Genomic DNA, 24,434 nt, shown 5'->3' on the forward strand with positions numbered 1-24,434 from the left:
CGTTGCGAAGCAATCCTCAGGCAATGGAAAATCCACGATGAATGACCGTGCACCCTCATGGTTCGATGGCGCGATGACGCAGCCGCGTCGATCCCACTTCACCGAAGGCAGCGGGGTTACCGTGCACTATGTCTCGTGGAATGCCGCAGACACAGCTAAGCCGCCCCTCGTCTTCGCGCACGGTTTTCTCGGGCACGCGCACTGGTGGGACTTCATTGCGCCGTTCTTCACCGATCGCTTTCGCGTTTTCGCGCTGGATTTCAGCGGCATGGGCGACAGTGCCTACAGGCAGGAATACAGCGCCGACATTTTCGTGCGCGACCTCGTCGCCGTCGTGGATGCAATCGGCTCTGGCCCGTGCGTCGTGGTCGGCCACAGCTTTGGCGGATCGCGTCTGCTTCAGGCGTGCGCGACCTTTCCCGATCGTCTCTCGCATGCAATCGTGCTCGATTCGTATTTCATGCTACGCGACGACAACTTGCCTGCGGTGGAAAGACGGCCGCCGCCACGCCCCTATCCGGACTGGCATACCGCCGTCAGTCGGTTTCGACTCATCCCTGAACAAGATTGCGAGCTGTGGCTGCTCGAGCATCTCGCGCAAACATCGCTTCGTCGAACCGCTGACGGCTGGGTATGGCGCTTCGACCCGAAGCTGCGCGCTCTCCAACCGGTCGAAGGCGAGGAAGACCTGCTGAATCGCATCACAGTACCCGTCAGCTATGTTCACGCCGAGTGCAGCAGCGTGGTCAGCGCCGATCGCGCTCGCCGCATCGTGGATGCGATTCCCGGCGCGAAGGGCCCCATCACGATGCCACGCGCAGGCCATCACATGATGCTTGACCAGCCACTCGCGCTGGTGAGCCTGCTACGAGCATTGCTGGCATGAACCCCGACATGCGCGATCCGATGACAACGCCGTGGTCGACCGAGCTGCCTCTCGCGGCCCTGATTGCGCACGCGGTCGAAAAGCACGGCGCCACTGCGCTGCATTTTCATACCCAGGGCGGTGCCTACACTTGCACCACCCGGTCCCTGCTGCACGACGCGAAAGAGATAGGCCGGGCGCTGAGAGCCATCGGCCTGCGTCGAGGCGATGTGATCGCGATACAACTGCCCACCCAGCGTGAAACTGCGCTGCTGTATCTGGCTGCACTCGAGATCGGTGCGGTGCTCGTGCCAATCGTGCACATCTACGGTCCCGCCGAAGTCGGCTTCATCCTTCGACAATCGCGCGCCCGATTTCTTTGCGTGCCCGACTTCTGGTCCGGCACCGACTATCTGGAGCGTGTCGCCGCGCTTGGCAACACGCCTGACCTCGAGCGCGTTATCGTCGTTGGCGATCGGGCACCCTCGAACGGCATCACATTTGACGCGCTGCAACGACTCGCCGCGACAACGCATGATCAGCGCCCTGTCGACCTGCCAACGTCGGAAGACATCTGCCTGCTGCTGTACACGTCCGGAACGACAGCCTCCCCGAAAGGGGTGCAGCACTCTCATCGCACCGTAGGCGCAGAGTGGCAGATTCCATTCATCGACGGGCCAGGGCCGTATATGACGCCCTTCCCTGCTGGTCATATTGCAGGCTTCAATTTCCTGTTGCGTCCGTTCATAACCGGCACCGAGATGGTGTTTATGGACCGATGGGACGCCTCACTTGCCGCGCGACTGGTCGATGAGTACCGCGTGCGCCTTTCTGGCGGCACACCGTTCCATCTCCAGGGACTCCTGGAAGCCGCTCGCCGCGACGGGCGCAGTTTGGCGTCCCTCGTGTCTTACGGCCTGGGCGGCACGGGAGTCACGCCAGAGCACGTCGCGATCGCCGATCAGGCCGGATTCGCCGGAACCCGCGCTTACGGGCTGACCGAGCATTCGACAGTGAGCGTCGGATGGGCCGATTCTCCCTTTGATATCCGGGCCTGCACGGACGGCCGCATTCAACCCGGCTCGCAGGTGCGCGTCGTCGACGAGTTGGACAGCGACCTGCCTACGGGACGCGACGGTGAGATTCTGATCAAGGGACCGGAGTTGTTTGTCGGCTACACCGATCCAGCGCTCAATGCGGCCGCGTTCACGCACGATGGCTGGTTCCGGACCGGCGATATCGGCCGCGTCGACGAAAGCGGCTGCCTGACCATCACGGATCGCAAGAAAGACATCGTCATTCGCGGGGGAGAAAATATCTCGTCGCTCGAAGTAGAGCGAGTGCTTGCCACGCACCCGGCCGTGCGCGATGTCGCCGTCGTCGCGCGGCCAGACGCGCGATATGGCGAAAGAGTCTGTGCGGTCGTCGTCTTGCACGAACACACCTCGCTCGATCTGAGCGCAGTCCAGACCCACTTTGCCGCTGCGGGTGTGGCGAAGCAAAAGACGCCGGAACACCTTTGCGTGGTTTCAGAACTGCCGCGCACGGCTTCGGGAAAGGTGAAAAAAGGCGATTTGCGCAAGCAGCTTGTAGCGCAATAGTGGGTCGGTCGATGCTTATCCAGCGGGGCCGTCGTGGCGAGACTTAAAAAACCGATCTCGCTGCCTTGACACCTCATCGGACGAAATAAGCCGGTCATAGATCGCACGCGCCGCGGCCATACCCGCATCGAAATCGGCCGATTCGGCCGCGGCGGCGATGGCATTCAGACACTCCCTTTTTACCGCTTCGCTACAGCTGAGGCGTGAGCGCGCCTCGGCAACCACGGAAACCGAATCGCAATCGGGCAACGGCAGCCGGCGAATCAACGGCAATGACGTGCTCCCTACCTTCTCACGCGCCAGTTCTATCGCAACGCGCAACAGGTGCTCCTCATCGCCCTCAACGATCCGGTCGAATAACGCGGTGCCGCGGAACGTTCCTGCGCGCACGATCTGAGCGCCAAGAATGAAATCGATCGACTTTGCGAGGCCCAGCACGCGCGGCAAACGCTGCGTGCCGGAAAGAGGGATCACGCCGAGCTTGCATTCGGGCAGACCGATCTGCGCACTGTCCGCGACCACACGGTAGTGGCACACCAGCGCGGTTTCCAGGCCGCCACCAATTGCGAACCCGTGGATGGCGGCTACAACAGGCTTGTCGCTCGCCTCGATCATCGGATGAACATGCATCGACAACGCTGGCGCAGCGGTTGCAGCAGAAGTGCCGAATTCGCGAATGTCGCCTCCCGCCGAAAAGCCGCGTCCACTGCCGGTAAGCACGATCGCGCGAGCAAGCGCATCGCGTTGGGCTGCGTCGAACGCGGCGACGAGCCCACGGCGGAGCCTCAGCCCTAGACCGTTGACCGGTGGATGGTCCATCGTGACGATAGCGATGTCGTCTTCTACACGATACGTTACGTCGGCGAAGCGCTGCGGCTGGCAATGCATCATCTGTGGTTGGCTGTAGCGTTTGACGAGGCCGGTAATGTGTGGCTAGCGGCTGTTCGCAAGCCAGCTGGGCATGTCTGCTGGCCACGGATCGGCGTACACCGCGTGCACACCCATCGCGGTCGTGTAGGCCAGATTCAGTACGTTGCAAAACGCGATGAAAGCCAACACCCGAAGCGCCGCGCGAACCGCTGGATGACAGTCGATACGATCGACGCCTCGCTCGATGGCCGTATGTCCGTTCTTGTCGACGCTCAGCAGAAGGAAGGCCGACGCCACGAAAGCAGACGGAAACAGCAAAAACTCATAGACCGGAAACTGGTAGTAGTGACCACCCCAGAAAGAAGCGCTCTGGAACGCACCTGGCCACGCGTCGAACCCCATGAACCGGCTGGCGGCGATGTCGAGCAAGCCCATTGTCATCCAGATCACGGCGAAGCCCGCGAGCGCGAGTCGCAGGTTGCCGGCACGAGGCCAACGCTTGCGGGTCGCACGCATCGCCCACAACGCCACCACGGCGGTGCCCGTGAAGGTATAGAAGTAGCTTGGCGCGTCGATCAGAATCGGCTCGGCGATGCGAGCATGCGACGATTGCCAGAACGGAATGAAACGGCACCAGCAGCCGAAGTTCAGCGCATGGGCGTTATAGGTGAACATCGGTCGAAGAAAGTCCAACCACGGATCAAGCCAATATGCTGAGAGCCAGCCGACCATCATCAAACGCACCGCGTCGATGCGGCGACTCTTGACGATTCCGTAGACATACCAGATCGCTACTGGAATCAGGATCAGCACGCTGACCCACTGGTAATGGTCGATCGTCGCTTTCACGGACTCTGGAATCGGATCCGCGCCCAATTCCACGGGGCGGAAGTCCTCTGAACGAATCCACGCCACATAGGCGCGGATTTGTGCAAAAGCGAAAAGCGCACCGAGCGCTGCCCACGCATACACCCTATGCCAGGTTGTGCTGCTGCGCGGGGCGACCATTTCCGACATGCGTTGCCTCCTTCATCACGCCGTAATTCACGTATGTGAATGTCGATCGCAAAAATGTACTCCTACCGATGTGGCTACGTCAAGCGCATACGCAGGTTATCGGCCCATGAGGTCGTGAATCTCGTGATCGAGCGCCGCCATCGCGAACCGAGGCGCAACTGCGCAATTGTTGACTTCCGCCTGCCATTCCACGGGATTCACAAGCCAGAAGAACAGCCCATAGACGATGTGGCGCCGGTAAGCATCCAGCGCGCTTTCAAATGACGGCGGCTTGTCCACGCCGTGAAAGGCAAGCCGCTCGAGATAGTATTCGAGCAACTCACGCTCCCATCGCGGCCGATCCGCGATATCGAGTGCCGATATCAGGAAGTACGTGACGTCATGGGCCCACGGTCCGCGTCGATACGACTGCCAGTCAAGAAAGCCGGGCGTGCCGTCGCGGTCGAAATAGAGGTTGCCGAGGTGTACGTCGCCGTGAAGAAACGTCATCGGCCCGATCCGGTCGAAGGCACGCAGATCGAGGAGCGCCTGCTCCATCCAGTCACGATCATGAAACCGCTTAGGCACTGCAGCGCCGCGCGGCAACTGTGTATAGCTGGCGAACACATCCGGTTTCAGTTGGCCCCAGTGATACGTGCCCGCCTCGCCGTCGGGCAGCGGGTCCTGCGCGGCGAGCCAGCCCAGTTCGCCACCGTTCTCGAGCGCAGGCGATTGCCAGAACTGCGCATGCCACCGCGCCTGGGCATCCAGATTTGCCGCCGCCTGCGCAAACGTCAGCGGCCGCTGCACGCGACAGAACTCCACTTGCCGAGAACGTAGATCCTCGAGGATCACGATTGACTGCCCGCTTCGACTGTCCGTCTCTGCATAGAAGCAGGCAGGCACATTCGCAAGTAAGCACGGATGGACTTCCTTGAAGAATCTCGCCTCGTATTCGTATATGTAGGCGTTCAGATCGCGATACTCGGGAACGAAGCCGCCCTTGACGATCAGAGACTCCGGCATGCCAAGCTCGCGTCCTCTTGCGTTGTAAGCGAGACGCACCCTGACTTTGGTAGCCGTGCCGTACATCACGTCGTCTATAGCCAGCGATTCAATCGCTACGCCCTCATGGCTCTGGGCGAGCGCCGAGGTCAGCCATGAAGGTGTGATTTCCTCGACCTGCAACGGAAGCCCGCCGGTGTCTGACTGTGGCCCGTGTGATTCCGTCAGGGCGAGGCTTTTCTTCGCAACACTCATCTTGACGCGCTCCTGTGAGTTCCGTGTGCGTTCGTGCTCGACATCGTCCACGCGCATGTTGCGCGGCACGTCTGAAGGCTCGCAACGAGGGAAATCCCGGCTGGCATTTTCGTTTCTTTTTTAGAACGACGTACGCTTTCCTGCGCACCACTTCAAACTCGTCTGCTAACACCGCGCCGAGCCGGCTTCATTGCCACGGATCGCGAGTGCGCTGAATTAGTGAAATTTCTTCACTCTAATCGTTCCAGCCGGTAACCATCTTCTGTCGGGTGTTGTGACTAGAATTCATAAAAAGGCCTAAACCGAGCCTCACAGGAGACAACTCGATGACCACGACCGTGCTTGAACGGCTATTCGGCATTAGCGGAAAAATCGCTGTCGTTACCGACAAGGGACGCAATTCCAGCATCGATATTGCGCCGGTGCTGGCCGCGGCCGGCGCACGAGTGGTAGTCGCGGATCACAGTCCGGCGCATATGCAACCGGTCGTCGACAAAATCCATTCGGCGGGCGGCGAGGCAATTGCCATTGAGACGGACGTGGAACGCGAAGCCTCGGTGATTGCCTTATTCGACCAGGTCAAAGCCGCCTGGGGCAGCCCCGACATCGTAGTCAATTGCGCGGCGATGACCAATAACGGCCCGCTTACAGAGTTCTCCGAAGCCGCCTGGGACGAAGTCATGGCGATCGACCTGAAGTCTGTGTTCTTTTGCATGCGAGAAGCGATCAAGCACATGCTCGCCGCAGGCCGGGGTGGACGCATCGTGAACGTCACCACCATGGGCGCCACGCATGCCGTGCTCAATGGCAATGGCGCTTATAGCGCCGCGCGCGCCGGCGTCGCGGGGTTAGTGCGGTCCGCAGCGCTTGACTATGCCCGCGACCGGATTCTCGTCAACTGCGTGCTGCCCGGTGCGGTGCCCGGCAAGGTTCAGTTTCATCCGGATATGCAGACGCGCCTTAAGACAGGACAGCTCACGGGACCCGGTACGGATGCTGAGCGACGTCTGCCGCTCGGATGGGGCGACCCCGCCGATATCGCCGCCGCGGTGCTGTATCTCGCGGGGCCATCGGGCCGCTATATGACGGGCCAATCGATTACGCTCGACGGCGGATTTCTGATTAGCTGAAGACGTCGGCGGCTGCCGCGAATCCTGGGTCGGCGGTTCACCGTGGCACTACGACGACTGAAGCGAACCGAATAGCCCGACCTTCATCGACCAATCAAACCGGAGCATTCCATGTTTAGTGAAACGCAGATCGGCGCGCGCCTCGCGCAGATTTTCAATCTCACGGGCAAGACCGCCGTTATTACCGGCTCTGCGCAAGGTCTCGGCCGCGAGACCGGGCGACTGCTTGCCGAGGCCGGCGCCAATGTCGTGATCGCCGATCTGAACCCGGATGCCGGTTGCGCAACAGCAGCAGAGATCGAAGCCAACGGCGGCATCGCGATTCCATGCAAAGTCGACGTTGCCGACGAAGCATCCGTCAAGGCACTCTTCGCCGCCGTCGATGCAAAGTTCGGCGGTGTGGACATTCTGATCAATAACGCCGCGCACCGTTCGAAAGCCGAATTCTTTGAAATGTCCGTCGAACAATGGGACCAGATGCAGGACGTCACACTGCGGGGCACGTTTCTGTGTTGCCGCGAGGCTATCACGCGTATGAAGGCAAAGGGCGGCGGTGGCTCGATCGTCAACATTTCCTCCGTTGGCGCACTTCGACCCACGCTGTGGGGCGTCAATGCCCATTACGACGCTGCGAAGGCTGGCGTTGACAGCATCACGCGATCACTCGCCAGCGAGTTCGCAGCCGATGGCATCCGCGTCAACTCGATCCTCCCAGGCGGCATGGCCAGCGAAGGCGGCAAGAACATCAGCGCGACCTTCAAGATTCGAGGACCAATCGTTGGTGCAGGCCGAGTTCCGATGGGACGGATGGCCGCCCCGATCGAGGTCGCCCAAAGCGTGTTCTTCCTCGCAAGCCCTGCCGCTAGCTATGTTACTGGACAGATCATCGCCGCGGACGGCGGCTTCACGGTTAGCTAGGTAAATGCCACTGCGTGGCTCGCACGGCTGCAAAACATTAGGACACTGAAATGCCAAAGATTACGTTTATCGAGCACGACAACACCGAGCATATCGTCGATGCGATTGCCGGACAGTCGTTGATGCAAGCAGCAATCGACAATTCGGTGCCCGGCATCCTCGCGGACTGCGGGGGCTATTGCAATTGCGCGACTTGCCATTGCTACGTCGATGATATGTGGACCGCAAAGATTCCGCCTGCAAAACACGCGGAACTCGACATGCTGGGCGGCGCCATCGATACCAACAACAACAGCCGACTCGGTTGCCAGATTCAATTGACCAACGATCTCGATGGGTTAGTCGTCCGGCTACCCGCTTCGCAAACCTGACGAAACCAACGACGAAAAACCTGTTCGCGGAGAACACACATGTCTCATAGCGCGGTCCCACTCGTTCCAGTTCCCGACCATGTTCCTCCCGAACTCGTGGTGGATTGGGATTTCAGCAAGCCTCCCGGCGGCGAAGCCGACATCGTCGGCGCCTGGAAACGTCTGCACGATGGTCCGGACATCATCTGGACGCCGTACAACGGCGGTCACTGGATTCTCACGCGAGCGGAAGACATCGAATTCGCGCAGCGCAATCACGATCCGTTCTCCATGCGCGAAATTACGCTGCCCGCTAGTACAACAATGCAGATCTTGCCGCTCTCGGCCGATCCGCCTGAGCATGCCGACTATCGCGCACTGATCAACCGCTTTTTCGCGCCGAAAGTGATACGCGACATGGAAGGCGAGATCCGTGAACTGGCTGTCTCGTTGATCGAAAGCTTCCGGGAAAGAGGCCGATGCGAATTCATGGCCGACTTCGCGATGAACTTTCCCATCACGATCTTCATGCGGCTCGTGAACCTCCCGCTCACCGATCTGGACGATCTGCTTGCGTGGACCGAGGCGAGCGTTCGCGCCAACGATCCCGAGCGTCGCGAATGGTCGCAGCGCATGCTGTTCGGCTACCTGGAGAGCATCATTCGTGAGCGCCAGAAAGAGCCGGGTACGGACCTGATCAGCGCGATAGTGAATGGAACCGTATTCGGCAGGCCCCTCACGGAGCAAGAGATCCGCGGCATGATGGTCAACGTCATCTTTGGCGGACTCGACACTGTCGCGTCCACCATGGGCTTTGCGGTGCTCTATCTCGCTCGTCATCCCGCGCATCGTCGTCAGCTGGCGGAACACCCGGAGCTGGCGGGGAACGCGGTCGAGGAATTGCTGCGCATGTTCGCGCCTTCGAGCACAGGCCGGGTGATGACGCGCGACTTCGAATACAAGGGCCTGCGTTTCAAAGCGGGCGATCGGGTGTACGTCCGTCCGCTGCTACACGGTATGGACGAGCGCAAGTTCAAGTGCCCGATGCATGCAGACTTCGCACGTGCCAATGCTTCGCAACATGCGGCCTTCGGCAACGGTCCTCATCGCTGCGCCGGTGCGCTCCTTGCGCGCAGTGAGATTCGCGTGTTCCTCGAGGAGTGGTTTAAGCGCATTCCCGACTTCTCGTTGGATCCGGATGGCGAAATCAGCTTCGAAGGGGGAATGGTGAACTGCGTGACGCGTGTATCGCTTTTGTGGGATTCCGACGCGAAGCGCGCAGTCTAGCGCTCGGCGTCTGCATGATCAGCCTTCTTGCAGAAATGCAATGCTCTCCTGATTGAATCTCTCGGGCTGTTCATACTGTGCCCAGTGGTCACAGCCCTTGATTTCCACGAGCTGCGCGTTCGGTACGGTCCTCGCGATCGCATGGGCGTTGCTAAGAAACATATTGGGCGCATCAACGGCGGCGATCACCTGGACAGGCAGGGTCAGGCTGCGCCACTCTTCCTCGCTGAGGGCCTGACCGCCCAGTGAGAAGGCCAGAAGACGGGGCATGGCGGCCTTCATGCGCGGGTCGCGGTAAATCTCGAGGCGCACGCCAACCAGTTCGTCGGACAGTGCCTCCGGGTCCAGAAGCAGCGCTTTCAAGGCAGCGGAAACAGTTTCCCAGCCAGGTTCGGCCGCGGCGGAAGATCGGCTCTTGCGCACACCTTCGGCAAAGCGTCTCTCCTCTTCCGGATCGACGATGATGCCCGCGGGGGCCACCAGCACCAGCTTGTCGACACGAGCCGGATGGGCCAATGCCAGTGCCGCGCCCACCCAGGCGCCCAGAGACACGCCGACAACCGCGGCTCTCGCGATACCCATGGCGTCCATGAAGCCGCGCACGTGCTCGACGTAGTCCTCGATCAGGTAGTCGTAATCGGGCTTGTCGGTCCAGCCGCAGCCCAGCATGTCCAGACCGATGACGCGGAAATGGCCGGCATACGCCGCATAGTTCGCGCCGAAATTCTCCAGACTGCCCGCCGTGCCATGCAGCAGAATCACCACCGGCGCATCGGCCGGACCGGCTTCCAGATAGCGCGTATCGACACCGGCGGCATCGACCCACGCCAGCTTGTGGGGCGTCTTGAACAGGTGTTGCCAGATACTGGTGTGCTTCTTCATTGTGCAGGCCTCGCCGTCAGGTCCACCGACAGGAAGCCGGTGACATTACTGTTGAATTCTTCCATCTTCTCGTAGGGTACCCACAGTCCACAGTTGCCATGGATATGGACGCGCGCCCGGGGAATGCGGGACAACATGAACAGGGCATTGTCGTAGTTGATCGTCTGGTTATTACGTCCCCAGATGACGAGCGTCTCGGCCTGAATCTTGTGCAGGTCCTGCCACAACGGCTCCAGTGTCTGCCCCGGCTTGCCGCCGTGACCTTCCGGCGCCTGATTCATGAATTCGGGCTCGATACTCGCCTCGTAGCGTTCGCGGATCACCTCTTCGGAGAGGATCGTCGGGTCGTAGACGAGCCGCTCGAGATTGGCACGCATGCGCTCCATGCTCGGACCTTCGCCGGCGTAGTAATTGTGCGTATCCGGCCTGGGCGGCATGGGCTGGAAAAGCGATAGCCCGCCGGGCGCACTGATCACCACGAGGCGATCGATCAGCTCTGGATAGTCGATCGCCATTTTCAAGGCTACCGAACCGCCGGTCGCGAGACCCATTACATGCGCGTTGGCGATGCCCAGCGCCTCGAGCATGTCGCGGAAGGTGCGCGCATAGAAACTGGTGCGCGGCCCCTCGATCTGCGGCTTGTCGGATTTGCCGTAGCCCGGCAGGTCGACGATGAGCGTGCGGAAATGGCGCGACAGCGCCTCCAGGTTGCGGCCGAAGTTCCCCCAGCCGAAAGCACCTGGCGCACCGCCATGAATGCACAGCAGGACGGGCCCTGTACCGGCCTCGTGATAGTGCACCTTGACGGCGCCCGCCTGCACGAATTTCGAAGTGTTGTCTCTTGTCAGCATCATTGAAGTGTCATCCCAATCGTTATTCGGCCGCGGCCTTCATTGCCGGGTAGCGCCCAAGCAGCAGAATCGCGGCAGCGCCGACGACGCACGCAACCAGCGAGACTTCGTGCACCAGCGCATATGAGCCCAGGCGGTCGAATGCAAGGCCGTACAGGAACGGGCCGGCCGCGCCGCCCAGCGTCGCCGCGCCGAACAGGCAGCCGTAAATCGAGCCGAACGAGCGATTGCCGAAATACTTGCGCGCGAGGAACGGAATCAGATCCCCTTCCGAGCCCGTCGAAATGCCGAGCAGCAACGCCGCCAGAATGATCAACGCCGGCACGTGCGCGGCGCCAGTGAGGAAGATCGCAAAACCCATCGCGCCGACAAAGAAGGCGGCGCAGGCCACGAATGGAGCAAACACGCGGTCGAGCACTGCGCCAAGCCCTACCCGCGCAATCGCGAGACCCGCACCGACGAAGCCCGCCGCCTGTGCGCCGACATCGTGTCCAAGCCCCCGGTCGCTAACGAACGGAGCAAGATGCACGAAGCCACCAAGAATCGCGCTCGAAATCAGGAACATGACGATCGCGAGCAGCCAGAAGCGATAGCCGCGCACCGCTTCGCCGAGCGTAAGCCCCGGGTCGACCGATGCCGCCGCCCTTGCATCCGCGGCAAAGTACTTCTGTTCCGGCAGATTGCGGAACATCAGCCGATGCGCCACGAAGCCGAGCACCAGCACGACCAGCGCGCTCGCGCCAAACCAATGGCGCCAGTCCATCATCACGCCCAGCCGGTTGGCGGCGATGGGTGCGAAGAAGCCACCCACACCGGTACCGATCATCGCGAACCCGAGCGCCATGCCGAGGCGCTTGTCGAAGACGCGCGGCAGTACGCCCAGGTAGCCTGCGGGCGTGGTCCCCGAGCCGAGAAAGCCGATCAGGAAACCGACCGCGGCGAAATAGGCGTGATTAGCCGGCGCAACTGCAAGCGCAACCAGCGAAACCGCGAGAAGCGCGATCGAACCCGCGACGACCTTGCTCCAGCCCAGCCGATCGGCAAGAAAGCCGACTGCCGGCGCTCCTAGCGTCGTCCCTATCAGCGAGAACATCGGCAGCACCGCCACGTCGGAGCGGCCCCAGCCAAAGGTCGCCGCCATGGGCTTCAGGAACACGCCCGCGACGCTGAAAAACAGCGGCCCGAAGCCGAACATCAGGCCGATGGCGGCACCACAAACGACCCACAGGCCCGCGGATCGGGTCATCTTCGACGATGCTTCGAGCGAGGGCATCAATTTCGTGCCAAGAGGACTGCTGCTCATAATCTTCTCTCCTTCTTAAAACACGTGGCGAATGCCGAGTTGCACGATCGTTTGCGTCCGCGTCGACGATGCACCCACACCGTTGGGCATCGTCGGTGACTGCGAATACGGCGTCACTGCGTAGAAATTTCCTGCCACTTTCGCGCCCGCAAACGCGTGCTGCCAGGTGCCGACCGTGAACAGGTCGGTGCGTTTCGACAGCCGATAGTCGACACCGAGAGTCCCCGATGTTGTACTTGCCGAGCTTGCGCTGATCGACATAGGCGAGGCCCGCGCCTACCAGGAAATCCGGCGCCGGATGCCAGCTCAGTCCGCCTTCATCTTCACCAGGCCAAACCATCGCTGGTAAAACTCCACCATCCTGTCGACATCGATGACATGGATGCCGACGTGTTTGAATCTGGCCTTGAGTGCCTGTGACATGCTGAGTCTCCTGTTAGATGGGTCGTTCTGGTATTTGATTGACGGGCCGTCGTCCGTGGCACTCCATGAGCCAAGGTTACGGGCCCGAAACTCTACGACAAAGCAACATTTTCGCGGCTTGAATGACTTCAGATCATCCAGGCGCCTTCATTACATTCACGTCGACAGCGCCAGGGCCTCTCGTCCATGTCCCCGCACGATCAAAACCCTGCCGACGTAGCCGAGCACGCCGCACACGCCGATGGTCCAGCCCATGCCGGCCGGCGAGATCCCCGGAAACAGTCCGACGACGAAGCTCGCCAGCGCGCCGAAGGCGAGCTGGGTCGCGCCGAACAGCGCCGCTGCCGCGCCGGCATTGTCTGGATAGCGCGACATCAGATCGGTCGCGCAATTGGCGGAAAGCAGTCCCACCACGCCGATGACACAGCACAGTCCGGCCACCATCGACCACAGCCCGCCCCACCCGGTCAAGCATGCAAACGCGACGAACAGTGCTGCGGCAGACGAGAGCGTCGATGCGGCGGAAATCATCCGCAACACGCCGAACCGGCCGACATAGCGCGTGTTCAGAAAGTTGCCGGCCATGATGCCGAGCACATTCAGTGCGAAGAACAGGCCATAGTGCTGCGGCGAGATATGGAAATACTGGATATAGACGAACGGCGTCTCCGTGATGTAGGTGAACATCGCGGCAAACACCATCCCGCCGCACAGCAGATGCCCCCAGACGGCCGGATCGCGCAGCAGCCGCCCGTATGCGGCGAACGACTGCAACGCGGCCTGGTTAGCGCGCTTCTCCCGCGGCCACGTTTCCGGCACACGCAGCCACGCGGCCACTGAACAGAACGCGCCGAACAGCGTCAGTGCGACGAATACCGTGCGCCAGTCGCCGAGCAGCAACAGTTGCCCCCCGATCAACGGCGCGAGCAGCGGTCCGACCGAGGTGACCAGCGCGACCATCGACAGCACTTTCGACGCTTCGCCGGGCTCGTGCGCATCACGCGCGATGGTCCGCGCAAGCACCGAGGCAGCGCCTGCCCCGAGCGCTTGCAAAAAGCGCATCACAATGAGCTGGTTAATGGAGGCCGAGAGCCAGCATGCAACGCTGGCGAGAACGAACAGGCCGAGACCGGCGAGCAGCACCGGACGCCGCCCGTACGCGTCGGAGATCGGACCGTACAGCACCATGCCGATCGAGAACCCGGCGATAAAAGCCGTCAGCGTTGCCGCCGCGGCGGCGGCCGGGACGCCGAACGATGCGGCAATCGCCGGCAGGCTCGGCAGATAGATATCGGTCCCGAGCGGACCGCAGGCGGCAAGCGCGCCAAGCAACAGGATCAGCCGCCGATCTGGCCGGCGTCGAGTCAGGTGGGGCATCGCAATTCCGTTGGAAGCGGTTCGGTTCGTATTCGCCAGAAAAAACCGGCGGGCGGGCACACTCACTGCACGCCATCAGATCGCGGCATCGCGACTCACGAATCCGCCTTCGCCGTTGATTTCAACCGGTGCCAGCGCTCCCCTGCTGGCGGCCAGCGCGTTTTGCTCGCGCTGCTTGAGCCGGTTTTCAGGCGTCTCCCAGCTACGCTCGTGCCCCCACAGGCTCATGCACCAGAGCTCCTCTGGCTTCCAGCTTTCACGATCGATCAGCCGGCCACCCCACCCCGTTTCGATGAGAAATCCGCCGGGCGTCTTCGAATAGAAAGACAGCATGTGGTCATTCCCATGTCGGCCGAGACTCGTCTGGATCATGCCCGGCATGGTCAACGCCTTGTCGTATAGCCGGCCGACATCGTCCATGAACTTGTATTCGACCATCACGTGATGCAGGAATCTGGCAGGGGTTTTGACCAGCGCCAGCGAGTGATGCCGCTCATTGGCATGGATAAAGCGCACCTTGATGTCCCCTTCCATATAGTCGGTCAGGCCAAAGCCGAGCACCTTCATGTAGAAATATTCCATCTCCTCCAGAAGCGGAGTGCCGATGACAACGTGGCCGAACCCCAGCGAACCGGTACGGAAGCCTCCGATCGGGCGGCCCGGCTTGAAGGGGCTCGCGTCGGTACTACGTCCAACGAAAAATTCGACACGATTGCCGTCTGGGTCAGATGCCCACAACATGCGCTGCACGCTGCGTTCGCACCGCTCTGCAGCGTTGCTTTCGTGCACTGGAATACCCGCCGCGGTCATTTCCTCATGCACCGTCTCCAAGGCTTCCAGGCTGTCGACCTTCATGCCGATAAACCCGACGCCATTGCGCTGCGCCGGACGCACGAACAGACGCCAGGCATAGTCATCCATGCGCAGGCCGAGACACTCCTGATCCAGCGAACGGACTTCGAATCCGATGTAGTCCGTTGCGAACGCACGCCACTCGTCCATGTTGGTGGCGTCGATGCCCAGATAGCCGATTTCCTGGATTTGCAATTTGAATCCCCTGTCAATTGGGTGCGCCGTGATGCTCGCGCGGCAGCCCCTGCGTCATCGCGTATTCGCCATTGCTGAACGTCAGGGGCTTGCCGTCGAAATGCGCGTATTGCTTGACCTCGCCGATCAGGATCAGGTGATCGCCGGCTTCCTGGACGGAAACGCGCTGGCATTCCAGCTGCGCAACCACACCGTAGATCAACGGCGCACCGCCGAGCCCCGCCACCCACGACACCAGCTCGAACTTCTCCGGATGACTCGTGCAGAACCACTGCGACACCTGGACCTGGTCGTGCGCGAGCATGTTCACCACGAAATGCTCTGCGCTCCTGAAAGCCTCGACATTTCTCGACTGGCGCCGGATCGACCATAGGATCAATGGCGGGTCCAGCGAGACAGAGGCGAAGGAATTCACCGTCATGCCGACCGGACCGCCGTCATGACTGGCCGTGATCACCGTCACCCCAGTCGGATACTGACCAAGGCAGCGTCGGAATGAGCGGCTGTCATCGAGCGGGCGGCCACGCTCCAGCAGGGCCCACGGCCGCATGTCCGCGACGAATTGCTGTTGAATCATCATTGCGTTTTCGCTCCGTGATGTCTGCGGGATTAGCGCCAATAGGCGGCAGTGGCGAAGTCGTTGACCTTGAATTCGGGCGCCGGCAGACCCAGAAGCGCCCGCGAATAAGCGCTCGCCGCGAGCTCCTTGCCGCCGGTGCCGTGCGTGCGCGCCGCCATCAGGTTGCGGAAGATCAGCTGCATCGGATTGGAGCTCTGCGAAGCCACTGCGCCGACCATCGGCCAGATGTCATGCAGGACATCGAAGCAGGCGGCGAACGAATCGGCCGATTCGAAGCGCACGCGCAGACGCTCCAGATGCGAAATCGGTTCGCCCTTGCAGGCCTGATCGAAAATATGCCGCCAGTTGTTCAGGGTCCGCGTGCGAATGTCGTTGATGCGGGTCAACGCGTCCGCGAGCTTCAGATGGAGGATGGGGTTTTCGGCCAGGCGTGCCCCGGTGCCCATCTTCGTATAACGATTGCGGGACTGTTCAAGAAACAGGTTCACGCCTTCCAGCGCCGTGCCGATCACGGTATTGGCAGCCGTCGCGTAGAACACCGTCATCCACGACACGCCGCGATACAGCGGTGTCTGGATCGCCTCGTAGCCAGGGTTAATGTCGTTGACGACATCGACCATCACGTGGATGCGGTGATTCGGCACGAACACCTTGTTCGCCGTGACCGCCTTGCTGCCGGTGCCGCGCAGGCCCTGCACGTCCCAGCTGTCGTGGTCGATGACCAGATCCTTGATCGGCACCAGGAAATTGCGCTCACCACCGCCGAGCACGACATAGTGCGCAAAATCGACGCCACTGGAGAAGGTCCATCTGCCATCGAGGATATAGCCGCCCTTGGTCGGTTCGGTCTTGCCGAGCGGCGCGTAAGAGCTGGAGGCACGGGCGTCCGGACCATAGACGCCCCAGAAATCCTCATGCATCTGCGGGTCCATCGCCGCGATTTCGAGGTTGTGGCAGACGATCTGGCCGGCGATCCACGCCGCGGAACTGTCGCATTGGGCAATGCGCATCAGGCCGTCGTAGAAGTCCGCCGGAGAGAGTTCCAGGCCGCCGTATTGCAGCGGCGTGAGGCTGCGGAACACGCCGGCATCGAGCATGGCCTCGACGCTGGCATCGGGAACGCGACACTCGCGCTCGGACTGCTCGCGGCCTGCGCGCAGCACCGGAAGAATCGCGTCGACAGCCTTCAGGAATGCCTCGCCCGCTTTCAGCGCGCGCTGGCGGTAGGCTTCGCCCTCGGTGGCCGCGAAGGGTTGGGTTTCAATCACTGCGTTCATGTCGTCTCTATCGATGTAGTTCGAGTGAGCACAGTGTAGGTGGGGTAAGTACCCGATCTAAAACGATTCCTTGTACGCTAGAATGAGTTCAACTCATGCAAGAACGTTTGAAATGAAGCGCCTTCCCTCTCTGACAGCCGTCAGATATTTCGAGGTCGCTGCCCGCCTGCAAAGCTTTACCGCGGCGGCCGCCGAACTCCACGTGACCCAGGGCGCGATCAGCCGCATGATCCAGACGCTCGAGGAACAACTCGAGGTTCGCCTGTTCGAACGCAATGGCCGCTGGATTTCACTGACACCCGTCGGCAGGACCTATCACGAACAGATTACGGTGGGCCTGAACCAGATTGCCGAGGCGGGCAGCCGGCTGAAGGAAAGCGCAGACCAGTCGACGCTGATCCTTTCCGTCAACGTTGGCTTCACCCTCTGGCTGGTCCAAAACATCAGCGAGTTCCGCGCCAAATTCCCGGATATCCAGGTGGACGTGCTGGCCGAGGAACTCAAGGAACTTGATTACGACGCGCCCGTCCATGCTCGCATCCGTTATGGCTCACCCCCGTGGCCCGGTTACGATTCGATCTGCCTGCTCGACACGACCGAGGCGGGCGTGGTTTGCTCGCCGCGCATGAAGCAGCAGGTCGATGTGCATGAACCCGCCGACTTGCTCACGGCCCCGTTGCTGAGCATTGCCGGCACGCGCGAAGAACCTTGGCAGAAGTTTTTCGAACAGCACGGACTGCAGATGCCAAGCCTCGGCAAATCCCCGCGCTTTCTGCAGATGCTGATGATGCGCGAAGCCGCCATGTCAGGTCTCGGCTTCGGCTTGGTGCCCTTGTTCCTGTTTCAGCAGGACTTCCGGGACGGCCGGTTGGTGCAGGCCATCCCGCACACATGCACCATCCGACACGGGTACCACCTCCTTTACCGTAAGGGCGAGGACCTCAACCCGAAACTCAAGATTTTCAAGAAGTGGCTGTTGGCGCGGCTTCGAGCGTCGATATGAGCGCGTGGCCAGGGACACTGCGCACGGCATTGTCGAGTCAGCGACTATAGGTTGAGTCGCGCTGACTGGGTGTAGGCGTCCTGATCAGATAGCGTTGAGGCGGGCTTCTGCTACGCCGCAGAGTTGCCATGCCGTGAAGCGCGCCTCGATGGCAATGTTACTGAACCAACCGGGGCATCATGATCGTCCCATAGTTGGGGCCAATGCCGTCCATCTGGCTGTTTTTGCAGTAGTTCGGATCGTTGCCCATCTGAACGGTGATCAGTGCGTTGGTGCCGCTGCCTGTCTCGTTCAGGATGTGCAGGCACCCGAATGCGACGATCGGCGGGGTACTCCCCTGTCCCCCCGTAACATTACTCACCACGGCTACCGTCACCCAGGCACAACTACCCGCCGAACCCGCCGGAATCTGACTACAGGTTCCAACATTGTGGAACGCATTGCTATTCAGGCCCGTCTCGAGATAAATCGGTTGGCCGATAGACATCGGACTCGCGTTTCCGCTCGTCATCAACCCGACTATGGCGTCGGAACCAAGCTGGCTGTTAGCAGAAGAGAGGGACGTCCATTGTCCTGCGTTGCAATTGGCGGCCTGGTACGACGCTCTGATCCCGAAGATGTACGGTTGGCCGATCGTCTGCGGAATGGGCGTGCCGTTGTTGGCCGCTTGGGGGTCGGTTGTACTGGTAGCAAGCTTGGGGGAGTTGGTCGCCGAATTCCAGTAGGAGTTGTACAGGCATTGCGACATCACGACCGGGAACAGTGCCCCAACTTCAGCGGTTCCCGGACTAGCCACGACCGCGGTCGCCGTCGCACTCGTCTTCAGCGACGCGATGTTCAGCACTTGCGCCAGATACAGCGGGACGCTACCGTTGGAGTCGGTTCCGTCCTTGTGGACCGTCACCTGGACCGCAGGCACGATCTTTCCGCTTGCTACCGGCACGGTGGCCTGGGATACACCAGCCGCAACATTGGTCACATTCACATAGCCCGTAGTGACATCCGACGTATGCAACTGCACGGCCGCCCCCTGCACGTTGTTCTTCGGCCCGAACGAAACAGCCACGGTCTGCGAGTCGTTCCAATCCGGATTGGCCGCGCTCGCGTTGTTACAGCTAGCGTTGCTGGCTTGGGTATAGAGGCACTGTGCCCCTGCAAGCGCCGCGGCGTCCGCGGCAGTCTGTGCCTGAGTGCGGGCCACCATCAGGTTGCCAATGTCGATCGCGAGCGCCGCGAAGCTGAGGAGCATAAGCAGCAGCAAGGCGACCATGATGGCCACCGCGCCCTTCTGCTTCTTCATCGATTTGGCGCGGCGCTGAGTACGCAGGGTATGGACGTTACGCATGATGATCTTCTTATTCGTTATTCATCGTGGCCGTGGAGCTCAACGTGATCGGCCCAGTCAACGGGTTCATCAGGGGGCCGAGCAACAACCCCGTGAACGTGTACGAGACCTTGACCGCCAACGCGGTGCCGAACGACCCGCCTGCGTTGGTCACCGAGACCGATGGCGTGGGGTTTTTCGCCGCAAACGAAATCAGGTACGAGGACGTATAGCCGGTCACGACGCTCGTAATGTCCGTGGTCGTGGGCCTGGGACTCGTTAGCACGATGCCCGCCCGCGCGCCCTCCCTGGCGGCGTTGGTGATGACAGCCTGGTCGTACAGAGCCAGGCCGAACTCGACGATTCCGAACACAATCAGCAACAGAAGCGGAAGTACGAGCGCGGTTTCGACGGCCACCACACCCTTTTGCTTTTTTTCAGGTTCATCATTTGACTCCATAGGCGGTCACGCAACATTCGCCGACCGCATCCTGTTCGCTAAAGCTTGCGCTCTGCTCCGGACGCTGATTCGGTGGACGCGATCTTGTATTTCGCAACGGCGCGGCTAGCGCCAGGAAATCGAAGTTGGGGTGACTGAACGGCAACGAGCCAGCACACATCGAGGTAACATCGATGACGTGGTACGTTTGAAATGTGATGGAATCGCGACGGTGCTCTTCGCTTGATTTCTCATGATGCCCCCCGACGATGAGTGCCACGCTCCGCATGTGATTGCTGAATGCGAAGGGCCTCGGGAAGCCATCTGGTTGTCATTTTGGCTTCCGTTTATGCTTCAAAGCATACGAGCCAAAGCGGGAAATTCTGCGCGCTGCCGCACAATTCTTCTGCAATAGCGGCAAAGCGGCGATCGACGACGACAACACATTGGAATGGTTCAACCCCTATGAGCAACAGGATCGCGCGGCTTTTCCGGCATCTGACGTCAGGCGTATATGTGATCGGCGTAGCGGACGGCGAGCGCCGCAATGCGTTCACCGCAAGCTCGGTGATGCAGGTTTCGTTTGCACCATTGCTCGTCGCGCTCGGCATCAGTCCCGAGCATCAGTCGTACGAACTGCTGCGCAGCGGCGCGGTGTTTGCGATCAGCGTGCTGCGCGCGGATCAACAGAAGCTCGCCGAGCACTTCGGCACGCAGTCGGGCCGCGCCGTCGACAAGCTCGCGACGACTCGCTGGCGTACCTGCGTGACCGGCGCGCCGCTATTGGTCGATGCGCTCGCGCATTTCGAGTGCCGGGTGGTCGATGACATCGCGGCGGGAGATCATCGGGTGGTGATCGGGCGTGTCGTCGATGGCGCGCTAGCGGGCGCGGGCGGAAAGCCGCTGATCTATGCGCAGACCGGCAATCTCGATATGAGCGAGGACCTTTATCCCGGGACGTTTTCGTAGTGGGTGGCGCGCTGGCTGCTCAATGCCAGTGCCCGCCATGTCCGCCGTGCCAGTGGCCGTAGTAGCCGCCATGATGATAGCCACCGCCCCAGTAGCCTCCGATCACCACTGACGGTCCCCACCATCCGTAGTAGCCAGCCCATGGATAACCGTATGGGTAGCCGTAGGGATACCCGTAGTAGCCCGGATAACCGTAATACCCGGGATAGCCGTAATAAGCAGGCGCAGGAACCGCGACATAGGTGCAATCCTGTCCCGACAACGGCAAATCGTTTGGCGCCGGATTCGCGCCGGCCGTCCCGCTTGCCGCCGTAGGCGCGCTGCCGGTCGCTGATTCCGTGGTGGCGGTGGCCGCCCCGCTGGTGCAGGCGTAATAACCACCCGCTCCCGGATAGTACGAATAGGGACCGTAATAGACGCAGCCACACAGCGCAAATGCGCCCGCCACGCCAGTGCATAGACCAACGATTCCACAACGCATGATCGCTCCCCCTCTGCGGGCGCAGCGCAGCCGTCTCGACACGGCATGGTTTTATTCTAGTCGTCGAATCCTGCATCAGGTACGCGTCTTGCGCAGGACAGGTATTCCGTGGAAATCAGGAGTTTCAACATGGACCTGCCCGATCCTCTCGACCCGAACGCCTCCTCGACTCCCGCACAGCCGGCCACCGGCGCACGGATCGCCGGCGGTGGTGTTGGCGATGGTCCCGGCCCCGACGTAATGGCCGCCGCCACGCTCGACGGCAACAAGGTACTGTCTTCCGACGGCCAGGACCTCGGCAAGATTTCCGACATCATGCTCGACGTGCGCAGCGGCCGCATCGCGTATGCGGTGCTGACGGAGGGCGCCATTCTCGGCATCGGCGGCACCTTGCACGCGATCCCCTGGCGCGCGCTGACGCTCGACACGGACCGCAAGTGCTTCCAGCTGGACGCCACGGCCGAGCAGGTGAAAAGTTCGCCGGGCTTCGACAAGGACCATTGGCCGGCGATGGCCGATCGCGCATGGGGCGCGTCGGTCCACCAGTTCTATCATCGCGAACCGTACTGGGAAGCCACACGCGGTGTCGTCGAAAGCGATCCCGCCGCACGTATCGATCCGACCACCGGGATCTGAAGACCCTCGTCCCGACGCTCCAGCACCGCTATCTCACGCACGCCACCGTCTTGCGACGAGCACACGAGGCGCGGCGCGCGGCAAAGGAGAAACGACGATGATCCGACGCGCACTAGTCAATCGAAAGAACATATCCTTCGTCGCGTGGGTGGCAATCGGCACGGGTTCGGTGTTTCTCAGCCTTGCGCTTCCGCTGCCCGCGCTGGGCGCATTCGTAGTCGGCGCTTGTTGCGCGTATGCGGGGCGTTCCGGCCGGCGGCAGAGCGGGCATCCGGTCGCCGGCTTGCTGGAGCGCAAGCAACCAGAGGTCGTCGACGACGTGAATCAGCAAGCACCGGCAATGAAGTCGACGCGCGAGGCGAGCGAGACGGAAGACGAAGCGGCGACGCGTTGAAGCGCCGCATTCGCACGCTCATCGCCGGGCGGCGATCAGGTCATAGCGTTTGAGCAGCGCATAACCGCGAAGCTTGCGCATGCCGTCAGGCGGCACAATAGGCGTATGACGGATGTCGAGCGAAGCTTGCCTGACTAGCGAGAACGCCGCGCAGATCGCGTGCGGCGAAGAAAAACGGATAATGCACGGCGGTCTGTCTCCTGCGCAATGGTGCACTGCGCCATATCGGTATCGGTGCGGCTTACGGGCAGAATGGCAGTGCGCATCACTCGCGAACAAGGCGGTTTCCTTCAACTGCAACTGAAAAAAAATTCACTATGCGCATCCCACCGCTGAAGGCGATCATCGCGTTCGAAAGCGTTGCGCGCACGAAAAGCGTAAATCGCGCGGCCGACGAACTTGGCCTGACCGCGTCGGCGGTGAGTCATCAGCTGAGCAACCTCGAATCGATCATCGGGCAGGCGCTGTTCCAGCGCTCCGGCCGCGGACTCGTGCTGACGCCGACCGGCGAGCGTTATCTGGCCGACGTGACGGGCTCGCTCGCGGACCTGAGCCGCGCGACCGAACGCGCGTCGAGCCGTACCGACGTCGAGATCCTGCGCGTGCATTCGAGCCCGAGCTTCGGCCTGATGTGGCTGCTGCCGCGACTGTCTTCGTTCCAGGAAGCGAACGACGACATCCAGCTGAACGTCGCCTGCTCATACGAAAACGTGTCGTTCTCGAACGGCTTCTACGACATCGACGTGCGCCACGGCTACGGCAACTGGACCAACGTCGAAGTCAAAACGGTGCGCGGCGAGTTCATCGCGCCGCTCGCGTCGCCGAAGTACCTCGCGCAACATCCGGTGAAGACGCCGGAAGACCTGCTGTCGCATCGGCTGATTTATTCGGAGTCGCCGCTCGTGCAGTGGAAACAGTGGTTCGGCAGGACCGGTGTCTCCGCCGCGCACAAGACCTTCGACTTCTCGTTCGACCGCTCGTACATGTCGCTCGAAACCGCGGCGCTCGGGCTCGGCATCGCGCTCGAAAGCCTGATGCTCGCATCGGTGAAGATACGCGAAGGCCTGCTCGCGCCCGTGTTCGACGCCAGCTTCGCGGTCGAAGTCGGTGCCCACCATCTCGTCTATCCGGCGCAGAACGCGGACCTGCCGCGCGTCGAGCGCTTTCTTGCGTGGATCGAGCGCGAAGCGGCCGCCGACTTGCGGGGCTGAATCCGCGTTTTCGTTCGCGTCCGGCTGCACGCCTGGCACAGCGCCGCGCGTGCGCTCCATCCGTCATCTGAATTTTTCTCAGCTATTGCTGAACGTTTCCGCGTTGATGCGGGCGCCTCGCGAGCCGACACTCTGGGCACCAGTCAACACACAGGAGACAAACCATGTTGCTCGAGAACCGGACCATCATCGTGACGGGTGCGGCGTCGCCGCGAGGCATCGGCAAGGCCACGGCCCGCGCACTGGCCGCGCAAGGCGCAAGCGTCGTGATCCTCGATCTGCGCCGCGAAGATGCGCAAAGCGCGGCCGCCGAGCTCGGCGCGAAGCATCTCGGTCTGGCTTGCGACGTAACCGACAAGGACGCCTGCATCGCGGCCGCGCGCGAGACGCTGCAGCGCTTTGGACGCATCGACGGTCTCGTCAACAACGCGGGCATCACGCAGCCGGTGCGCACGCTCGAGATCGGCGGCAAGGACTTCGACGCGATCGTCGACGTCAATCTGCGCGGCACGCTGTACATGTCGCAAGCGGTGCTCCCGGCGATGAAGGAGCAGAACGGCGGCAGCATCGTCTGCATGTCCTCGGTCTCGGCGCAGCGCGGCGGCGGCATCTTCGGCGGCCCGCACTACAGCGCCGCGAAAGCGGGCGTGCTCGGCCTCGCCAAGGCGATGGCGCGTGAATTCGGCGCGAACCATATCCGCGTGAACTCGATCACGCCGGGCCTCATCCATACGGATATCACGGGCGACAAACTGACGCCCGCGATGCGCGAGGACATCATCAAAGGCATTCCGCTCGGCCGGCTCGGTGACGCCGCGGACGTCGCGAACGCGTGCCTGTTTCTGCTGAGCGACCTGTCGAGCTACCTGACGGGGATCACGCTCGACGTCAACGGCGGCATGCTGATTCACTGACACACTGCGCGCCGCCAGACGGCGCAAGCAACGCACCCGGGACACT

At 61.6% G+C, this 24,434-nt stretch carries 26 protein-coding genes; 12 read left to right on the forward strand and 14 right to left on the reverse strand.

Features of this window, described 5'->3' with window-relative positions; translation table 11 throughout:
- Nucleotides 1-37: 37 nt before the first annotated feature.
- Together G5S42_RS35565 and G5S42_RS35570 are read left to right on the forward strand one after the other, a co-directional pair.
- A complete protein-coding gene (locus tag G5S42_RS35565; RefSeq protein WP_176111412.1) occupies nt 38-886 on the forward strand; it encodes an alpha/beta fold hydrolase in 849 nt (282 codons plus the stop codon).
- On the forward strand, nt 883-2,466 hold the full coding sequence (locus tag G5S42_RS35570; RefSeq protein WP_176111413.1) for an AMP-binding protein: 1,584 nt from the start codon (nt 883-885) through the stop codon (nt 2,464-2,466). Before G5S42_RS35565 ends, G5S42_RS35570 begins: the two co-directional genes overlap by 4 nt.
- A 15-nt stretch (nt 2,467-2,481) precedes the next feature.
- On the opposite strand, the gene G5S42_RS35575 is transcribed toward G5S42_RS35570, so the two are convergent.
- The 3 genes from G5S42_RS35575 to G5S42_RS35585 form a co-directional block, all read right to left on the reverse strand.
- Complete coding sequence (locus G5S42_RS35575) at nt 2,482-3,354, reverse strand: enoyl-CoA hydratase-related protein (protein ID WP_246392303.1); 873 nt, start codon at nt 3,352-3,354, stop codon at nt 2,482-2,484.
- A 45-nt stretch (nt 3,355-3,399) separates the two neighbouring features.
- Nucleotides 3,400-4,353 (reverse strand): spirocyclase AveC family protein, encoded by a 954-nt coding sequence (locus G5S42_RS35580; protein ID WP_176111415.1) that lies wholly within the window; start codon nt 4,351-4,353, stop codon nt 3,400-3,402.
- Nucleotides 4,354-4,449: 96 nt separating this feature from the next.
- The gene (locus G5S42_RS35585; protein ID WP_176111984.1) at nt 4,450-5,592 is read right to left on the reverse strand and encodes an aminoglycoside phosphotransferase family protein; all 1,143 of its coding nucleotides are present in this window, start codon (nt 5,590-5,592) and stop codon (nt 4,450-4,452) included.
- 326 nt (nt 5,593-5,918) lie between these two features.
- Between G5S42_RS35585 and G5S42_RS35590 the strand changes: the two genes are divergently transcribed.
- The 4 genes from G5S42_RS35590 (at nt 5,919) to G5S42_RS35605 (ending at nt 9,277) form a co-directional block, all read left to right on the forward strand.
- Nucleotides 5,919-6,722 carry an SDR family NAD(P)-dependent oxidoreductase gene (locus G5S42_RS35590; RefSeq protein ID WP_176111416.1) on the forward strand — a complete coding sequence of 268 codons (804 nt, stop codon included), beginning with the start codon at nt 5,919-5,921 and terminating at the stop codon, nt 6,720-6,722.
- A 111-nt stretch (nt 6,723-6,833) separates the two neighbouring features.
- Entirely contained in the window at nt 6,834-7,640 is an 807-nt protein-coding gene (locus tag G5S42_RS35595; protein WP_176111417.1) for an SDR family NAD(P)-dependent oxidoreductase, read from the forward strand.
- Nucleotides 7,641-7,690: 50 nt separating this feature from the next.
- Complete coding sequence (locus G5S42_RS35600) at nt 7,691-8,011, forward strand: 2Fe-2S iron-sulfur cluster-binding protein (RefSeq protein ID WP_176111418.1); 321 nt, start codon at nt 7,691-7,693, stop codon at nt 8,009-8,011.
- Nucleotides 8,012-8,314: 303 nt separating this feature from the next.
- Nucleotides 8,315-9,277 (forward strand): cytochrome P450, encoded by a 963-nt coding sequence (locus G5S42_RS35605; protein ID WP_246392418.1) that lies wholly within the window; start codon nt 8,315-8,317, stop codon nt 9,275-9,277.
- An 18-nt stretch (nt 9,278-9,295) separates the two neighbouring features.
- Here G5S42_RS35605 and G5S42_RS35610 read toward each other — a convergent pair whose 3' ends face one another.
- From G5S42_RS35610 to G5S42_RS35645, 8 genes are all read right to left on the reverse strand, one after another.
- Complete coding sequence (locus G5S42_RS35610; protein WP_176111419.1) at nt 9,296-10,159, reverse strand: alpha/beta fold hydrolase; 864 nt, start codon at nt 10,157-10,159, stop codon at nt 9,296-9,298.
- Nucleotides 10,156-11,013, reverse strand: coding sequence for an alpha/beta fold hydrolase (locus G5S42_RS35615; protein WP_176111420.1), 858 nt, complete (start codon nt 11,011-11,013; stop codon nt 10,156-10,158). The genes G5S42_RS35610 and G5S42_RS35615 overlap by 4 nt, the downstream gene beginning before the upstream one ends.
- A gap of 19 nt (nt 11,014-11,032) precedes the next feature.
- Complete coding sequence (locus G5S42_RS35620; protein WP_176111421.1) at nt 11,033-12,313, reverse strand: MFS transporter; 1,281 nt, start codon at nt 12,311-12,313, stop codon at nt 11,033-11,035.
- A gap of 15 nt (nt 12,314-12,328) precedes the next feature.
- Entirely contained in the window at nt 12,329-12,574 is a 246-nt protein-coding gene (locus G5S42_RS35625; RefSeq protein ID WP_176111422.1) for a hypothetical protein, read from the reverse strand.
- A 318-nt stretch (nt 12,575-12,892) separates the two neighbouring features.
- On the reverse strand, nt 12,893-14,113 hold the full coding sequence (locus tag G5S42_RS35630) for a Bcr/CflA family multidrug efflux MFS transporter (RefSeq protein WP_176111423.1): 1,221 nt from the start codon (nt 14,111-14,113) through the stop codon (nt 12,893-12,895).
- A 75-nt stretch (nt 14,114-14,188) separates the two neighbouring features.
- On the reverse strand, nt 14,189-15,160 hold the full coding sequence (locus tag G5S42_RS35635; protein WP_176111424.1) for a VOC family protein: 972 nt from the start codon (nt 15,158-15,160) through the stop codon (nt 14,189-14,191).
- Nucleotides 15,161-15,173: 13 nt separating this feature from the next.
- Nucleotides 15,174-15,740, reverse strand: coding sequence for a flavin reductase family protein (locus G5S42_RS35640; RefSeq protein ID WP_176111425.1), 567 nt, complete (start codon nt 15,738-15,740; stop codon nt 15,174-15,176).
- A gap of 29 nt (nt 15,741-15,769) precedes the next feature.
- A complete protein-coding gene (locus G5S42_RS35645) occupies nt 15,770-17,017 on the reverse strand; it encodes an acyl-CoA dehydrogenase family protein (protein WP_176111426.1) in 1,248 nt (415 codons plus the stop codon).
- A gap of 112 nt (nt 17,018-17,129) precedes the next feature.
- Here G5S42_RS35645 and G5S42_RS35650 point away from each other — a divergent pair, with 112 nt between their 5' ends.
- Nucleotides 17,130-18,020, forward strand: coding sequence for a LysR substrate-binding domain-containing protein (locus tag G5S42_RS35650; protein ID WP_176111427.1), 891 nt, complete (start codon nt 17,130-17,132; stop codon nt 18,018-18,020).
- Between the two features lie 157 nt (nt 18,021-18,177).
- Here G5S42_RS35650 and G5S42_RS35655 read toward each other — a convergent pair whose 3' ends face one another.
- Together G5S42_RS35655 and G5S42_RS35660 are read right to left on the reverse strand one after the other, a co-directional pair.
- Entirely contained in the window at nt 18,178-19,365 is a 1,188-nt protein-coding gene (locus G5S42_RS35655) for a pilus assembly protein TadG-related protein (RefSeq protein WP_176111428.1), read from the reverse strand.
- Nucleotides 19,366-19,375: 10 nt separating this feature from the next.
- Complete coding sequence (locus G5S42_RS35660) at nt 19,376-19,804, reverse strand: TadE/TadG family type IV pilus assembly protein (protein ID WP_176111429.1); 429 nt, start codon at nt 19,802-19,804, stop codon at nt 19,376-19,378.
- 444 nt (nt 19,805-20,248) lie between these two features.
- On the opposite strand from G5S42_RS35660, the gene G5S42_RS35665 reads away from it, so the two are divergent.
- A complete protein-coding gene (locus tag G5S42_RS35665; protein WP_176111430.1) occupies nt 20,249-20,752 on the forward strand; it encodes a flavin reductase family protein in 504 nt (167 codons plus the stop codon).
- Between the two features lie 19 nt (nt 20,753-20,771).
- On the opposite strand, the gene G5S42_RS35670 is transcribed toward G5S42_RS35665, so the two are convergent.
- Nucleotides 20,772-21,233, reverse strand: a complete 462-nt coding sequence (locus G5S42_RS35670; RefSeq protein ID WP_176111431.1) for a hypothetical protein — start codon at nt 21,231-21,233, stop codon at nt 20,772-20,774.
- A gap of 129 nt (nt 21,234-21,362) precedes the next feature.
- On the opposite strand from G5S42_RS35670, the gene G5S42_RS35675 reads away from it, so the two are divergent.
- The 4 genes from G5S42_RS35675 to G5S42_RS35690 all read left to right on the forward strand — a co-directional run bounded on the left by G5S42_RS35675 (nt 21,363) and on the right by G5S42_RS35690 (nt 24,388).
- The gene (locus G5S42_RS35675) at nt 21,363-21,869 is read left to right on the forward strand and encodes a PRC-barrel domain-containing protein (protein WP_176111432.1); all 507 of its coding nucleotides are present in this window, start codon (nt 21,363-21,365) and stop codon (nt 21,867-21,869) included.
- Between the two features lie 97 nt (nt 21,870-21,966).
- On the forward strand, nt 21,967-22,263 hold the full coding sequence (locus G5S42_RS35680) for a hypothetical protein (RefSeq protein ID WP_176111433.1): 297 nt from the start codon (nt 21,967-21,969) through the stop codon (nt 22,261-22,263).
- Between the two features lie 317 nt (nt 22,264-22,580).
- Nucleotides 22,581-23,474, forward strand: coding sequence for a LysR substrate-binding domain-containing protein (locus G5S42_RS35685; protein WP_176111434.1), 894 nt, complete (start codon nt 22,581-22,583; stop codon nt 23,472-23,474).
- 164 nt (nt 23,475-23,638) lie between these two features.
- Entirely contained in the window at nt 23,639-24,388 is a 750-nt protein-coding gene (locus tag G5S42_RS35690) for an SDR family NAD(P)-dependent oxidoreductase (protein WP_176111435.1), read from the forward strand.
- Nucleotides 24,389-24,434 lie beyond the last annotated feature (46 nt).

Source organism: Paraburkholderia youngii (assembly GCF_013366925.1).
GTDB classification, from domain to species: domain Bacteria; phylum Pseudomonadota; class Gammaproteobacteria; order Burkholderiales; family Burkholderiaceae; genus Paraburkholderia; species Paraburkholderia youngii.

Excerpts from the sequence above, each read along its gene's own strand:
- G5S42_RS35565 (WP_176111412.1), top strand. The coding sequence starts at position 38 with ATGAATGACCGTGCACCCTCATGGTTCGATGGCGCGATGACGCAGCCG.
- G5S42_RS35570 (WP_176111413.1), top strand. The coding sequence starts at position 883 with ATGAACCCCGACATGCGCGATCCGATGACAACGCCGTGGTCGACCGAG.
- G5S42_RS35575 (WP_246392303.1), bottom strand. The coding sequence starts at position 3,354 with ATGCATTGCCAGCCGCAGCGCTTCGCCGACGTAACGTATCGTGTAGAA.
- G5S42_RS35580 (WP_176111415.1), bottom strand. The coding sequence starts at position 4,353 with ATGTCGGAAATGGTCGCCCCGCGCAGCAGCACAACCTGGCATAGGGTG.
- G5S42_RS35585 (WP_176111984.1), bottom strand. The coding sequence starts at position 5,592 with ATGAGTGTTGCGAAGAAAAGCCTCGCCCTGACGGAATCACACGGGCCA.
- G5S42_RS35590 (WP_176111416.1), top strand. The coding sequence starts at position 5,919 with ATGACCACGACCGTGCTTGAACGGCTATTCGGCATTAGCGGAAAAATC.
- G5S42_RS35595 (WP_176111417.1), top strand. The coding sequence starts at position 6,834 with ATGTTTAGTGAAACGCAGATCGGCGCGCGCCTCGCGCAGATTTTCAAT.
- G5S42_RS35600 (WP_176111418.1), top strand. The coding sequence starts at position 7,691 with ATGCCAAAGATTACGTTTATCGAGCACGACAACACCGAGCATATCGTC.
- G5S42_RS35605 (WP_246392418.1), top strand. The coding sequence starts at position 8,315 with ATGCAGATCTTGCCGCTCTCGGCCGATCCGCCTGAGCATGCCGACTAT.
- G5S42_RS35610 (WP_176111419.1), bottom strand. The coding sequence starts at position 10,159 with ATGAAGAAGCACACCAGTATCTGGCAACACCTGTTCAAGACGCCCCAC.
- G5S42_RS35615 (WP_176111420.1), bottom strand. The coding sequence starts at position 11,013 with ATGATGCTGACAAGAGACAACACTTCGAAATTCGTGCAGGCGGGCGCC.
- G5S42_RS35620 (WP_176111421.1), bottom strand. The coding sequence starts at position 12,313 with ATGAGCAGCAGTCCTCTTGGCACGAAATTGATGCCCTCGCTCGAAGCA.
- G5S42_RS35625 (WP_176111422.1), bottom strand. The coding sequence starts at position 12,574 with ATGTCGATCAGCGCAAGCTCGGCAAGTACAACATCGGGGACTCTCGGT.
- G5S42_RS35630 (WP_176111423.1), bottom strand. The coding sequence starts at position 14,113 with ATGCCCCACCTGACTCGACGCCGGCCAGATCGGCGGCTGATCCTGTTG.
- G5S42_RS35640 (WP_176111425.1), bottom strand. The coding sequence starts at position 15,740 with ATGATGATTCAACAGCAATTCGTCGCGGACATGCGGCCGTGGGCCCTG.
- G5S42_RS35645 (WP_176111426.1), bottom strand. The coding sequence starts at position 17,017 with ATGAACGCAGTGATTGAAACCCAACCCTTCGCGGCCACCGAGGGCGAA.
- G5S42_RS35650 (WP_176111427.1), top strand. The coding sequence starts at position 17,130 with ATGAAGCGCCTTCCCTCTCTGACAGCCGTCAGATATTTCGAGGTCGCT.
- G5S42_RS35655 (WP_176111428.1), bottom strand. The coding sequence starts at position 19,365 with ATGCGTAACGTCCATACCCTGCGTACTCAGCGCCGCGCCAAATCGATG.
- G5S42_RS35660 (WP_176111429.1), bottom strand. The coding sequence starts at position 19,804 with ATGGAGTCAAATGATGAACCTGAAAAAAAGCAAAAGGGTGTGGTGGCC.
- G5S42_RS35665 (WP_176111430.1), top strand. The coding sequence starts at position 20,249 with ATGAGCAACAGGATCGCGCGGCTTTTCCGGCATCTGACGTCAGGCGTA.
- G5S42_RS35670 (WP_176111431.1), bottom strand. The coding sequence starts at position 21,233 with ATGCGTTGTGGAATCGTTGGTCTATGCACTGGCGTGGCGGGCGCATTT.
- G5S42_RS35675 (WP_176111432.1), top strand. The coding sequence starts at position 21,363 with ATGGACCTGCCCGATCCTCTCGACCCGAACGCCTCCTCGACTCCCGCA.
- G5S42_RS35680 (WP_176111433.1), top strand. The coding sequence starts at position 21,967 with ATGATCCGACGCGCACTAGTCAATCGAAAGAACATATCCTTCGTCGCG.
- G5S42_RS35685 (WP_176111434.1), top strand. The coding sequence starts at position 22,581 with ATGCGCATCCCACCGCTGAAGGCGATCATCGCGTTCGAAAGCGTTGCG.
- G5S42_RS35690 (WP_176111435.1), top strand. The coding sequence starts at position 23,639 with ATGTTGCTCGAGAACCGGACCATCATCGTGACGGGTGCGGCGTCGCCG.